The sequence below is a fragment of the Paraburkholderia sp. BL6665CI2N2 genome, assembly GCF_004366535.1.
GTDB lineage: Bacteria > Pseudomonadota > Gammaproteobacteria > Burkholderiales > Burkholderiaceae > Paraburkholderia.
Map to the genome: position 1 here is coordinate 6,077,126 of NZ_SORC01000001.1, position 12,837 is coordinate 6,089,962.

14 protein-coding genes and 1 tRNA gene are annotated in these 12,837 nt (G+C 62.4%); 6 read left to right on the top strand and 9 right to left on the bottom strand.

Annotated features, from left to right (window positions below; translation table 11 throughout):
* The first annotated feature begins 169 nt into the window (after positions 1-169).
* On the top strand, positions 170-868 hold the full coding sequence (locus B0G81_RS27350; protein WP_106282139.1) for a fumarylacetoacetate hydrolase family protein: 699 nt from the start codon (positions 170-172) through the stop codon (positions 866-868).
* A 25-nt stretch (positions 869-893) separates the two neighbouring features.
* Positions 894-1,538 (top strand): maleylacetoacetate isomerase, encoded by a 645-nt coding sequence (maiA, locus tag B0G81_RS27355; protein WP_116143044.1) that lies wholly within the window; start codon positions 894-896, stop codon positions 1,536-1,538.
* 92 nt (positions 1,539-1,630) lie between these two features.
* On the opposite strand, the gene ftsY is transcribed toward maiA, so the two are convergent.
* Positions 1,631-2,794: a signal recognition particle-docking protein FtsY gene (gene ftsY / locus B0G81_RS27360; RefSeq protein WP_106282135.1), complete on the bottom strand. Its 1,164-nt coding sequence runs from the start codon at positions 2,792-2,794 to the stop codon at positions 1,631-1,633.
* A gap of 241 nt (positions 2,795-3,035) precedes the next feature.
* On the opposite strand from ftsY, the gene rsmD reads away from it, so the two are divergent.
* The 3 genes from rsmD to B0G81_RS27375 all read left to right on the top strand — a co-directional run bounded on the left by rsmD (position 3,036) and on the right by B0G81_RS27375 (position 4,599).
* Positions 3,036-3,650 carry a 16S rRNA (guanine(966)-N(2))-methyltransferase RsmD gene (gene rsmD, locus B0G81_RS27365; protein ID WP_116118906.1) on the top strand — a complete coding sequence of 205 codons (615 nt, stop codon included), beginning with the start codon at positions 3,036-3,038 and terminating at the stop codon, positions 3,648-3,650.
* Between the two features lie 112 nt (positions 3,651-3,762).
* The gene (coaD, locus tag B0G81_RS27370) at positions 3,763-4,278 is read left to right on the top strand and encodes a pantetheine-phosphate adenylyltransferase (protein WP_134139486.1); all 516 of its coding nucleotides are present in this window, start codon (positions 3,763-3,765) and stop codon (positions 4,276-4,278) included.
* A gap of 63 nt (positions 4,279-4,341) precedes the next feature.
* Positions 4,342-4,599 (top strand): YfhL family 4Fe-4S dicluster ferredoxin, encoded by a 258-nt coding sequence (locus tag B0G81_RS27375; protein WP_106282131.1) that lies wholly within the window; start codon positions 4,342-4,344, stop codon positions 4,597-4,599.
* A gap of 77 nt (positions 4,600-4,676) precedes the next feature.
* Here the strand turns inward: B0G81_RS27375 and hisC are convergent, their stop codons facing one another.
* The 8 genes from hisC to B0G81_RS27415 all read right to left on the bottom strand — a co-directional run bounded on the left by hisC (position 4,677) and on the right by B0G81_RS27415 (position 11,915).
* Positions 4,677-5,756: a histidinol-phosphate transaminase gene (gene hisC, locus B0G81_RS27380; RefSeq protein WP_134139489.1), complete on the bottom strand. Its 1,080-nt coding sequence runs from the start codon at positions 5,754-5,756 to the stop codon at positions 4,677-4,679.
* Positions 5,757-5,826: 70 nt separating this feature from the next.
* On the bottom strand, positions 5,827-6,429 hold the full coding sequence (pth, locus tag B0G81_RS27385; RefSeq protein ID WP_134139492.1) for an aminoacyl-tRNA hydrolase: 603 nt from the start codon (positions 6,427-6,429) through the stop codon (positions 5,827-5,829).
* Between the two features lie 151 nt (positions 6,430-6,580).
* Complete coding sequence (locus B0G81_RS27390) at positions 6,581-7,204, bottom strand: 50S ribosomal protein L25/general stress protein Ctc (RefSeq protein WP_106282125.1); 624 nt, start codon at positions 7,202-7,204, stop codon at positions 6,581-6,583.
* 163 nt (positions 7,205-7,367) lie between these two features.
* On the bottom strand, positions 7,368-8,324 hold the full coding sequence (locus B0G81_RS27395; RefSeq protein WP_006048037.1) for a ribose-phosphate pyrophosphokinase: 957 nt from the start codon (positions 8,322-8,324) through the stop codon (positions 7,368-7,370).
* Between the two features lie 44 nt (positions 8,325-8,368).
* Positions 8,369-8,445, bottom strand: a tRNA-Gln gene (locus B0G81_RS27400).
* Between the two features lie 49 nt (positions 8,446-8,494).
* Positions 8,495-9,376: a 4-(cytidine 5'-diphospho)-2-C-methyl-D-erythritol kinase gene (gene ispE / locus B0G81_RS27405; protein ID WP_134139494.1), complete on the bottom strand. Its 882-nt coding sequence runs from the start codon at positions 9,374-9,376 to the stop codon at positions 8,495-8,497.
* 65 nt (positions 9,377-9,441) lie between these two features.
* Positions 9,442-10,074 carry a lipoprotein insertase outer membrane protein LolB gene (gene lolB, locus B0G81_RS27410; RefSeq protein WP_116118910.1) on the bottom strand — a complete coding sequence of 211 codons (633 nt, stop codon included), beginning with the start codon at positions 10,072-10,074 and terminating at the stop codon, positions 9,442-9,444.
* Positions 10,074-11,915: a tetratricopeptide repeat protein gene (locus tag B0G81_RS27415; protein ID WP_134139497.1), complete on the bottom strand. Its 1,842-nt coding sequence runs from the start codon at positions 11,913-11,915 to the stop codon at positions 10,074-10,076. The genes lolB and B0G81_RS27415 overlap by 1 nt, the downstream gene beginning before the upstream one ends.
* 87 nt (positions 11,916-12,002) lie before the next feature.
* Here B0G81_RS27415 and mutM point away from each other — a divergent pair, with 87 nt between their 5' ends.
* The gene (gene mutM, locus B0G81_RS27420) at positions 12,003-12,833 is read left to right on the top strand and encodes a bifunctional DNA-formamidopyrimidine glycosylase/DNA-(apurinic or apyrimidinic site) lyase (RefSeq protein WP_012431652.1); all 831 of its coding nucleotides are present in this window, start codon (positions 12,003-12,005) and stop codon (positions 12,831-12,833) included.
* Positions 12,834-12,837: the final 4 nt, after the last annotated feature.

The window sequence follows — 12,837 nt, forward strand, 5'->3', positions numbered from 1 at the left end:
GACGCTGTTGACTGTGAGTATCGCATCTATGGCGATCCGGCGAGGCCCCGCGCCCGTGCCGCCGGCCTTGCCAGTCCATGCCGGACTGGTGCGCGCGGCGCTTTGTCGCGCGTTACACTCGATGTTTTATCGCCGCACAGGCGGCACACATCAAGTAACGGAGAACGGGATGAGTTACGTATTTGCACCCGCACCAGTGGTCGCGGTGCCGGTTGTGGGGTCCAGCGAGCAGTTCGCGGTGCGTCGCATCTACTGTGTGGGCCGCAATTACGAGGCGCACGCGCGCGAGATGGGACATGATCCGGACCGCGAACCGCCGTTCTTCTTCGCCAAGCCGGCCGATGCCGTGCTGTACGTCGCGCCCGGTGCTACCGGCGAGTTTCCGTATCCGTCGCTGTCGAAAAACGTCCACTTCGAGATGGAAATGGTGGCGGCGATCGGCAAGGGCGGCAAGAACATTCCAGTCGAGAGCGCGCTGGATCACGTGTACGGTTACGCGCTCGGTCTCGATATGACGCGCCGCGATCTGCAGGCCGAAGCCAAGAAGCTGGGCCGTCCCTGGGATACCGCGAAGGGCTTCGATCACTCGGCGCCGCTCGGCCCGATTCATCCGGCGGCGACGGTCGGCCATGTCGACAAGGGCGCGATCTGGTTGTCGGTGAACGGCGAAGAAAAGCAGAACTCCGACGTGTCGCAACTGATCTGGTCGGTGGCCGAGACGATCGCTTATCTGTCGACGCTGTTCGAACTGCAACCCGGCGATCTGATCTTCACCGGCACGCCGGAAGGCGTCGGCGCTGTGGTGCAGGGCGATTTGATGAAGGGTGGCGTGGACGGGCTCGGCGAGCTCAGCGTGCGCGTCGTCTGACGGCCGGTTGGGGGAGACAGACAACATGAAGCTCTACAGCTATTTCCGTAGCTCGGCGTCTTATCGCGTGCGCATTGCGCTGAACGTGAAGAATCTGCCGTACGACTACGTGCCGGTGCATCTTGTGCGCGACGGCGGCGAGCAGTTGAAGCCCGAATACCGAAAGGTGAACGCGGACGGGATCGTGCCGACCTTTGTCGACGGCAATGAAGTGATGCCGCAGTCGCTCGCGATCATCGAGTATCTGGAAGAGATGCATCCCGAGCCGCCGCTGTTGCCCAAGGCGCCGGCAGATCGTGCGTATGTGCGCGCGCTGGCGTTGCAGGTGGCGTGCGAGATTCATCCGCTGAACAACCTGCGCGTGCTGAAGTATCTGAAGCACACGTTGGGCGTCGACGATTACGCCAAGGACGCCTGGTACCGGCATTGGGTGGAAGCCGGCTTCGCGACGTTGGAAACACATCTGGCGGCAGATTCCCGTACCGGCAAGCTGTGTTTCGGCGATACACCGACCATTGCCGACACCTGTCTGATTCCGCAGGTGTTCAACGCGCAGCGCTTCAAGGTCGACACAGCGAAGTTTCCGACGATCCAGCGCATCTACGATCACGCGATGCAACTCGACGCGTTTGCCCGCGCGGCGCCCGGCGCGCAGCCGGACGCCGAGTAATTCGTGATGATCTGGCCGGCGGGATGATAAAAGGGCATTCCGAGGAGTGCCCTTTTTGCTGCCTAAGGCTCAAGGCGCGAACGCCATGGCGCTCAGCCGCCCAGCAACGCGTCGGAAAACTCTTCCGCGCTGAACGGCTGCAAATCCTCGACCTTTTCGCCGACGCCGATGAAGTACACCGGAATCGGACGCTGCCGTGCGATCGCGGCCAGAATGCCGCCCTTCGCCGTGCCGTCGAGTTTGGTGACGATCAGGCCGGTGAGGCCGAGCGCGTCGTCGAAAGCCTTCACTTGTGCGAGCGCGTTCTGGCCGGTGTTGGCGTCGATCACCAGCAGCACCTCGTGTGGCGCGCCGTCTTGCGCCTTGCCGATCACGCGCTTCACCTTGCGCAGCTCTTCCATCAGATGCAGTTGGGTCGGCAGGCGGCCGGCCGTGTCCGCCATCATCACGTCGATTTTGCGCGCGCGCGCGGCGCCGACCGCGTCGAAGATCACCGCAGCCGGGTCGCCGCTTTCCTGCGAGACCACGGTTACGTTGTTGCGCTGACCCCAGATGGCCAGTTGCTCGCGCGCGGCGGCGCGGAACGTGTCGCCCGCGGCCAGTAGCACGGATTGATCGAAACTCTGCAGATGCTTGGCGAGCTTGCCGATGCTGGTGGTCTTGCCCGCGCCGTTGACGCCGGCGATCATCATCACGAGCGGCTGCGCGCGGCCGAGCATGAGCGATTTTTCCAGCGGCTTGAGCAGGTCGACTAGCAACGTGCGCAGCGCGATTTTGACCTGCTGGGGATCGGCGAGGCGCTCGGCGCGCACTTTTTCGCGCAGTGCTTCGAGCAGGAATTCGGTGGCGTCGACGCCGGCGTCCGACATCAGCAGCGCGGTTTCGAGCTCTTCGTACAGGTCTTCGTCGATCTTCGTGCCGACGAAAATGCCGGTCAGATTCGAGCTCGTCTTCGACAAGCCGGTCTTCAGACGCGTCAGCCACGAACGCTTGGCGCCCGCGTCCGGCAGTGGCGGCGGGACGACTTCGACAGTTTCTTCGAGCGCGAATGCGTCAGGCTCGGGATCGATTGCGGACGGAGCGGCCACTGGCGGCGTCTCGACGCGAACCGGAGCCGCGGCCGGCTGCGGCGTGGCCGGCGCGACGGGCGCCTCCACGGCGCCTGTGGGCGTCGAGCCTTCTGGCGCGGTTTGCGACTCTTCTGGCGCGTTATCGGACTCTTTCGAACCCTTGAATCGTTTGAAAAAGCTGAACATGATCTGGCGTGGTGAGAGCGCGCGCCGATGCGCGCAGCCGGCACAAGACCGGCGGGAGCGGCAGGCAGCGTTGCGATGCGGGATGCAAGGCGCTGGAAGCCGCACATTTTATCAGGCGCGCCGCCGGCCGTCGTATCGGCCGAACGGCCAGGCTGGACGCGGGGCGTCGCTGTGGTAACGTTGGCGCTCCGGCCCGCATATTTCGTCGTCGCGGGCGCTTCAATAACGTAATCGAAAGCGCATGCCCCGTTCCGCACCTTCACGCGCCCATGGCGCTTCGTCTAAAGGCGGCAAACCGCACGCCATCCGTATCATCGGCGGCGACTGGAAGCGCACGCCTTTGCCCGTGCTCGATCTCGACGGCCTGCGCCCCACGCCCGATCGCGTGCGCGAGACGCTGTTCAACTGGCTCGGGCAGAATCTGGACGGCCAGCGCTGCCTCGATCTGTTCGCCGGCAGCGGCGCGCTGGGCTTCGAGGCGGCGTCGCGCGGCGCGGCACGGGTCTTGATGGTGGAGCGCAATGCGCGCGCTGCCAGCCAGTTGCGCGCGAACCAGGAACGCCTGGCGGCGCGCACAATCGAAATCGCTGAAGCAGACGGTTTGCGGCTCGCCGCGAGCCTCCCGCCCGGTTCGTTCGACGTGGTGTTTCTCGATCCGCCGTTCGGCGGCGACCTGCTCGGCAAAGCGCTCGCGCTGGCGGCGCCGCTCGTGAGCGCAGACGGATTTCTATATGTGGAAGCAGGTGAGGCGCTCGAACTCGACGGGAACGAGACGCTCGCGGGGTGGGACATCGTGCGGCAAGGTAAGGCCGGCGCTGTCCACTTTCATTTGCTGCAGCGCGAAAATAAGGAATAATGCGCGTTCCAAAACAAGCGCCGGACGGTTCGCCGTCACGGGCGCGGTCCGTGCCAAATGCGTCGCGTGGACGCTTTGACGTGCCCCTTTGTCTGAAGAGAGGAGAAGTCTCATGGTAGTCGCCGTGTACCCGGGCACGTTCGACCCGCTGACGCGCGGTCACGAAGACCTCGTTCGGCGCGCGTCGAGCATTTTCGACACGCTGGTGGTCGGCGTTGCCGACAGCCGCAACAAGAAGCCATTTTTCACGCTCGAAGAGCGCCTCGACATCGCTCACGAAGTGCTCGGGCACTACCCGAACGTTCAGGTGATGAGCTTCAAAGGGCTATTGAAGGATTTCGTGCGCACCAATAACGCGCGCGTGATCGTGCGCGGTCTGCGGGCCGTGTCGGACTTCGAATATGAGTTCCAGATGGCCGGCATGAATCGCTATTTGCTGCCCGACGTCGAAACCATGTTCATGACGCCGTCTGATCAGTACCAGTTCATCTCGGGCACGATCGTGCGTGAAATCGCCCAGCTCGGCGGCGACGTCAGCAAGTTCGTGTTCCCGTCGGTCGAGAAATGGCTGACGGAAAAGGTCGCCGCGATGGATCCGGCTAACGGCGCTTCGGCGGGACAACCGTAACCGGCGTAAACTGTCGGTTTGACGGATCAAAGCCGGCTGCGGCCGGCGTGAAGTGAGAGAAGTATGGCCTTGATGATTACCGACGAGTGCATCAATTGCGACGTGTGCGAGCCCGAGTGCCCGAACGACGCAATTTCGATGGGCCCGGAAATCTACGTGATCGACCCGAAGAAATGTACCGAGTGCGTCGGGCATTTTGACGAGCCTCAGTGCATTCAGGTGTGCCCGGTCGAGTGTATTCCGCGCGACCCGGACCATCTGGAGACGCCTGATGGCTTGATGGCCAAGTACCACGCGCTGCAGATCGCGAAGGGCGCCTGAGGTACGAAGTCAAAAGGAAAACGGCGAGGCTTTTCGGCCTCGCCGTTTTCTTTTGGCGGTGATGCTTTTGCGCGGTCCTATCCCACGTACGCGCTGAAGATCTCGCGCAATGCATCCAGCAGAATGTCGCATTCGGCGTCGGTGCCGACCGAGATTCGCAGATGCTGGTCGATGCGCGGCGCCTTGAAATGGCGCACGAATATCTCCCTTTCCCTCAGTCGCAGCACGAGCGTCGCGGCGTCGTAGCCCTCATGGCGAGCGAACAGCAGATTCGCCGCCGACGGCACAACCTCGAAGCCCAATGCCGTCAGCCCCGCAGCCAGTCGCTCGCGGCTTGCCACAACTTTGGCGCAGGTGTCGCGAAACCACGCGTCGTCTTCGTATGCCGCCACGGCGGCGACTTGCGCGAGGCGGTCGAGCGGATACGAGTTGAAGCTGTCCTTCACGCGGTTCAGCGCGCCGATCAACTCCGGGTTGCCGAACGCAAAGCCAACGCGCATTCCCGCCAGCGAACGCGACTTCGACACGGTCTGGACGACCAGCAGATTCGGATAGCGGTCGATCAGACAGATGGCCGATTCGGCGCCGAAATCCACATAGGCTTCGTCGATCACCACGACGGAACCGGGATTGCTCGCCACCAGGCGCTCGATATCGGCGAGCGGCAGCGGACGGCCGGTCGGCGCATTCGGATTCGGAAACAGGATGCCGCCATTCGGCGACTTGTAGTCGTCGAGGTTGATCGCGAAGCTGTCGTCCAGCGGGATTGTCTGGTAGTCGACTTCGAAAAGTCGCGCATACGTCGGATAGAAGCTGTACGTGATGTCCGGAAACAGCAGGGGTTGGTCGTGCTTGAGCAAGGCCTGGAACGTGAGTGCGAGCACTTCGTCAGAGCCGTTGCCGGCAAACACCTGTTCCGCGCGGATGCCGTGGTACGCGGCCACCGTTTCGCGGAGCTTGTACGCAGTCGGATCGGGGTAGCGCCGCAGCGATTCGGCCGCGTCGCCCAGTTCCCGCCGGATCGCTTCGAGCACCCGCGGCGACGGCGGATACGGATTCTCGTTGGTATTCAGCTTGACCGGATGCGCGACCACGGGCTGTTCGCCCGGCACATACGGCGTCAGACGGTGAACGATGTCACTCCAATAGCGGCTCAAGCGGTTCTCCTCCCAAACAAGATCGTCGCTGTCGACGGCGTTATGGCAAGCTGGCTTCCAGCGAAACAGTCTACGGGTTGCGATGCAGTTGCATCATCGCGCGTTCCAGTTCGCCCTTGATGATTTGCGGCATGACGGCGAGCCCACGCTCGATCGACGCATCGATCACGTCCTGCTCTTCCCGGCGCGGCGGTTTCAGCACGTAGTTGGCTACGTCGGGCTTGGCACCGGCGCGCGCGCTCTCAGGAATCAGGTCGCGCGGATGGCCGATGCCGATCCGCAGCCGCCAATACTGCTGCGACGAAAGATGCGCGGTAATGTCCTTCAGCCCGTTGTGGCCGCCGCTGCCGCCGCCGAGCTTCAGCTTGATGCTGCCGGGCGGCATGTCGAGTTCGTCGTGCACGACCAGGATTTCGTCGGGGAGAATCTTGAAGAACTGCGCCACCGCCACGACCGATTGACCGGAGCGGTTCATATACGTCTGCGGTTCCAGCAGATGCACTTCCTCGCCGTGAAGCCGTGCCTTGGCATAGAAGCCGTGGAAACGCCGTTCGTCGCGCAGCGTCGCGCCTGCTTCGCGCGCCAGTTGATCGACCAGCCAGAAGCCGGCGTTGTGGCGCGTCGCGGTGTATTCGGCGCCCGGATTGCCGAGGCCGACGATCAGCTTGATCATGATTGCGTAGGTCCGTCTGGCCCGAAAGCTGAACGCAGCCGAGCCGAAAAAAACCGAAAAAAAAACCCGCCGGGGCGAACCTCGGCGGGTCACGTCGACCGTTTCATTCAAACGGATCGAGAGGATTTCTTGCTCTTTGCCTGAGGCGCCCTTAAGCAGCCGGCTTTTCGCCTTCGCCTTCAGCAGCAGCGGCGTCGCCTTCAGCGATTGCGCCAGCCGGGATCGTTGCAGCTGCGACCACCGGGTTTTCTGCTTCGACGTGAGCAACCAGCGACACACCTGCCGGCAACTTGATGTCTTTGGCGTGAACCGAGTGACCTGCTTCGATCGTCGCCAGATCAACTTCGAGGAATTCCGGCAGTGCCGACGGCAGGCACTCGATTTCGATTTCGTTGATGACGTGCGAGATCACCGCGCTCGACAGCTTCACTGCCGGGTTCGATTCCTGGTTCATGAAGTGCAGCGGCACCTTGGTGTGCAGCTTCTTCTTCGCGTCGACACGTTGGAAGTCCACGTGCAGCACGAGCTGACGGAACGGGTGGTATTGCACGTCGCGCAGCAGAACCTGTTGCGACTTGCCTGCCACTTCCAGATCGAGGATCGACGAGTGGAAAACTTCTTTCTTCAGCGCGTGCCACAGCGCGTTGTGGTCCAGTTCGACCAATTGCGTTTCAGCACCAGCGCCATATACGATGCCCGGGGTCTTGCCCGAGTTACGCAGGCGGCGGCTCGCACCCGTACCTTGCAAAGAACGCTCGAAAGCGACTACTTTCATTTTGAATCTCCAATGCACTGCCCGCGACCAGGCAGTAAAAACGGGGCCTCCAAGCCAGATGGCTGAGGCCCCAGAGCTGCGGCACGAACCTTCGTTCGTTCATGCCGATTGTGCAAAAGCGCAGCTTGCCGCCAGAAGCGGCGCACTGCGCCTTCGCAAATACTTAACTTTCAGCGAACAGCGACATGACCGAATCGCCGCGGCGAATCCGCGAGAACGTTTCGGCAAGCAGGCCGGCGCTGGTCAACGAACGGATCTTTGCGCACGAGCGGGCTTCTTCGCCGAGCGGGATCGTGTCCGTGACAACGAGTTCGTCGAGTGCGGAAGCCGCGATACGCTCGCCCGCGCCGCCCGACAGAACCGGGTGCGTGGCGTAAGCGAACACCTGCTTTGCGCCGCGTTCCTTCAAAACTTGTGCTGCCTTGCAGAGCGTGCCGGCGGTGTCGACCATGTCGTCCATGATCACGCAGGTACGGCCTTCGACTTCGCCGATGATGTTCATCACTTCGGCAACGTTCGCCTTCGGGCGGCGTTTGTCGATGATCGCGAGATCGCAATTCAGTTGCTTGGCCAATGCCCGGGCACGCACCACGCCGCCGACGTCCGGCGAAACGACCAGCAGGTTCTCGTAGTTCTGCTTGCGCAGATCGCCGAGCAGCACGGGCGTAGCGTAGATGTTGTCGACCGGAATGTCGAAGAAGCCTTGAATCTGGTCGGCGTGCAGATCCATCGTAATGATCCGCTCGACGCCGGCGATTTCCAGCATGTTCGCCACGATCTTCGCCGAGATGGCGACGCGCGCGGAACGCGGGCGGCGATCTTGACGAGCATAACCGAAGTAGGGGATGGCTGCGGTGATCCGGCCGGCGGATGCGCGCTTGAGCGCATCGACCATGATCATCAGTTCCATCAGGTTGTCGTTCGCCGGTGCGCACGTGGACTGCAGGACGAAGACATCCTTGCCACGCACGTTTTCCTGAATCTCGACCTGGATTTCACCGTCCGAGAAACGGCTAACCATTGCTTTGCCGAGGGGAATACCGAGGATTTTGACGACTTCCTGTGCAAGCGCGGGATTTGCGTTGCCAGTAAAAACCATCAGGCCGTCATGGCTGCTCATCGTGCACCTGCTTCAGGCTGGGGGCGAGGGAAATGCGAGAATTTTGGCAGGGGAGGAAGGAGTCGAACCTTCGAATGCCGGAATCAAAATCCGGTGCCTTAACCAACTTGGCGACTCCCCTACACTAACTTTGAGCTTCACCGAACGAGGAGCGTTCGACGAGGCAAAACTTATGACGCGAAAGTAAAGAGTGGATGCTGATCGAGACCTACGGTCACTGCGCTATTCCATTCGGCTGGCAGTTTGGCTTGCACCGCTTCTGCTTCAGCTTTACTTCGGAACGCGGCAAAAACACTCGCACCTGATCCAGACATCCGCGCTGGCGCGACGTTTTCAAACCATCGCAACACATGCGCTACTTCCGCGTATTTTCCTACGACAACCTGCTGCATATCATTGCGGCCGAAACTTTCTGGCCATTCAGTGTTGCAGCTAAGTTCTGCAGGAAAGTCCGTAATTGTGAGGGGTTTTGAATCTCTTGTCAACGCTTTTTCAGAGAAAATCGCTGCAGTCGGAACATGAACCCTCGGCGTCACTACTAGGAAATGGCGCGGCGGCAATTGTACAACGTCTAAAGCTTCTCCGACACCCTGGGCGAACGCATTTTTTCCGAAAACAAAAAACGGCACATCGGCGCCAAGTTTCAATGCCAGCGCCTGCAACTCCAGGCGAGGCAGATTGAGCTTCCACAAACGGTTCAGCGCGAGCAGCGTCGTCGCCGCATCAGAGCTGCCGCCGCCAAGGCCGGCGCCCATCGGTAGACGCTTGTCGATTTCGATATCGACGCCTTCAGGCGAGCCCGTATGCGCTTTGAGCAGCGTCGCGGCGCGTACAGTCAGGTCGTGTTCCGGCGGAACGTCGGCGATTTCGGTGCTGCGCGTGATGAGTCCGTCGTCACGTCGCGTGAAGTGCAGCGTGTCGCCCCAGTCGAGCAACTGGAAGACCGTTTGCAGCGTGTGATAGCCATCCGGCCGGCGGCCTGTGATGTGCAGGAAGAGGTTGAGTTTCGCTGGCGCGAGGCAATCGCGCAGCGAATCGGTCGTTTCAATCATGAGTCGAGGCTACATGCGCCAGATGGCGCCGAAGAAGCGGCAAGGTCGCGCGAGACGGCGCGAGGTCACTGATCCAGCACGAGCTTGATGTCGAGCGGCGGTTCCGAACGGCTCAGGTTGATGCGCTTCACACCAGTGGCGGGCGCGTCCGCATAAGCCAAATAGTCGATCGTCCAGCCGTCCTGTGTGATTTGCTTGAGCCGCGACGGTTGCTCGGGATCCTTCTCGGTCCTGGCGCGCGAAGTGGGCGCCGGCGACGGTTGCAGCCAATAGCGCAGTCCTTCGACCGGCAACGCGAAGCCGAGCGCATTCTGCATCAGCGTGGAGACGTTATCCGCGGTGAGCGGCTGGCGATTCGGCAGCTCCAGCGTTGCCGAAGCCGGCGACGACGTCACCACCGCCAGCGTCTGACCGAGCGGGTTGCGCAACTGGAGGGTCACGGTGTCGCCGGTTTCCTGCCACGTGAAGTTGCCGTAAGCGTTGCGCTGCTGGCCGTTCTGATCGTTGTACTGGACCGCGAAACGGCCCTGGTAAGCACGGCTCGTCTGCGCGGTGACGGAAGTCGCGGCATTCGACGTGGACGGCCCTTGCGGTTTGACCGATGCACAACCGGCCAGTGCGACGACCGCTGCCGCAGCGAAAGCGAACGCCGCGCTGCGCGGCGCCCGAGGAAAGTGAATCAAACGGGAAAGACGCATCAAAGATCGTTCACCTGAAGACGTTGGAGCGTTTTGACAAGCGTGTCGTTGTCCGGTTCGAGCTTGCGCGCATCGCGGAAAGCGGCGCGTGCCTGATCCTGATTGCCGGATTTCCATAGCACTTCGCCGAGGTGCGCACCGATTTCGGCGTTCGGCTGCATGTCGTACGCTTTGCGCAGCAGCTTGATTGCGTCCGAGGTGTTGCCCATCCGGTATTTGACCCAGCCGACGCTGTCCATGATGAACGCGTCGTTCGGCGCCAATGAGGATGCCTTCTCGACCAGCTTATCCGCTTCGGCGAGGCGCTGATTGCGATCGGCCAGCGAGTAGCCGAGCGCGTTATACGCTTGCGGATTGTCGGGCTGCGTCTGGATCAGCTTGCGCAACTGCGCTTCCATGACGTCGTAATGGCCGGTTTTCTCGGCGGACATCGCGTAGTCGTAGGTCAGATCGGGGTCGTCGGGAAATTGCGCCGTGGCTCGCTGCAGACGTGATTCAGCCTCCGGATAGCGCTTCGCGTCGAACAGGATCGCCGCATCGGTGCGGGAGATCAGCGCCTGGTCGCGCGGGTCCGGCGCCGGCAGGTTAGCCAGCAGCTTGCGTGCGTCGTCGGTCTTACCCTGCTTGGCGAGCAATTGCGCGCGCGTGATCTGCGCCGGCACATATTGCTGGCTCGACGGAGAGATCCTGTTCAGCCAGTCGCTCGCGGCCGCTTCATTCTTCTGCTCGAGCGACAGTTGCGCAAGGTAGATGTACGCCTGGCCCGGATCGGCGCCCTGCGTCTTTTCGGCTTGCTGGGCGTACTGCGTCAGGTAGGTTTGCGCGTCGGTGAAATTCTTCTGCTGGATCTTGATGAGCGCGAGCGCCATGAGCGGCGTCAGCTCGTTTGCGTTGTTCTTGTGCATGATCTCGAACTGCTTCTGCGCGTCGTCCAGACGGTCGCTCGCGAGATACATCTGCGCGAGCGCGAGACGCGCGTCATGCGATTTCGGATTCTGCTGCACGTACTTTTCGAGCGAAGCGATGCCTTCCTTGCGCTCTTCCGGGCCCATTTGCGACAGCGTCAGCGCTGCCGGCAAATAGTCGGGCTTGAGCGCGAGCGCCTGTTCGAGCGACTTGCGCGCGCCCGGTGCGTCGTCCGATACGAGTTGCTGGCGTGCGATCGCCAGTTGCGCTTCGGGCCGGTTCATGTCGTTCTTGAGCAGATCCTGCAACACGTGCAGGCCGCCGATCCGGTTCGGGCCGCGCGAGAGCAGCAACTGCAGCGCGAGGATCGCGCTGCCGCGATTGTCGGCGGGTACGCGCGCGAGTTCGCGGGCGAGGATGGGCGCCGCGTCGTCAGGTTTGCCGGACAACACGAGTAGCGATGCGTCGAGTTGCGCGGCGCGTTCCGAGTTCGGCGCATACTGCTGCCACAATTGCGCGGCGGCCAATGCGTCCGAGGGACTCTGCGCGGCCAGCGCGATCTCGGTGGCGCGCTGCGCCATGCGCGGATCGTGCGTGTCGCGCGCGAGCGCGAGGTAAGTCTGATAGGCGGGCGCCGGTTGGTCGCGCTGCAGCGCGACCTCGGCGGCGAGCACCTGGAATACGATCTGGCTCGTTAGCGGCACGCCGGGCAGGGACTTCTGGTCTTCCGCCGATGCCGGGCCGAGCGGATCCGGCAAGGTGACCGAGGTGTCATCCGAGTCCGGCGAGGGGTCCTGCGCGTAAGCGGGCACGGCCGCCAGTGCCCAGACTGCGAGCGCTGCCGCACCGAGCATCCGGCGAGCGGACACGGCGTGCGGTACGCGGAATGCGCTAGCCGGGCGCTTCAAAAACAGCTTCACGAAGGACAAGTTCATGGAAATCCGTTCAATGTTTCGGACGATTGTAACGCGCTCGCTACAATACGCGCACAACCACTCACGCAAGTTGCACACCAGTTAGACATGCCAGAGTTGCCAGAAGTTGAGGTTACCCGACGGGGAATCGAACCGTATGTGTCCGGGCGCAAGGTTGAGCGCGTGGATGTGCGCACGCCCGCATTGCGCTGGCCAATTCCGGCCGATCTTGCGAAAACCTTGCGCGGCCATGTGGTGCGCAAGGTCGAGCGGCGCGGCAAGTACCTGCTGTTCGAGATCGACGCGGGCTGGTTCATCGTGCATCTTGGCATGACTGGGACGCTGCGGGTGCTGCGTCACGTGCCGCATCCGCCGGCCGCGGCGAAGCACGATCACATCGACTGGATCTTCGACGAGTTCATTTTGCGCTATCGCGATCCGCGGCGCTTCGGCGCGGTGCTGTGGCACCCGCGCGAAGCCGGCGACGTGCTCGAGCATCCGTTGCTCGCGAGCCTCGGCGTCGAACCGTTTTCGCCCGCGTTCTCCGGCGCGCTGATGCACCGGCTCACGCGGGGCCGCAAAGTCTCGGTGAAGCAGGCGCTGCTGGCGGGCGAAATCGTGGTCGGCGTGGGCAATATCTACGCGTCGGAGAGCCTGTTTCGCGCCGGCATCCGGCCGACCACCGCGGCGGGCCGCGTCTCGCTCGTGCGCTACGAGTTGCTGGCCGACGCCGTGCGCGTGACGCTCGCCGCCGCCATCGAGAAGGGCGGCAGCACGTTGCGCGACTTCGTTGGCAGCAACGGCGAAAGCGGTTACTTCCAGCTCGATTATTTCGTCTATGATCGCGCCGGGCTGCCATGCCGCGTGTGTGGAACGCCGATCAAACAGATCGTGCAAGGGCAGCGTTCAACGTATTTCTGTCCCACCTGCCAGCGCTAAATCG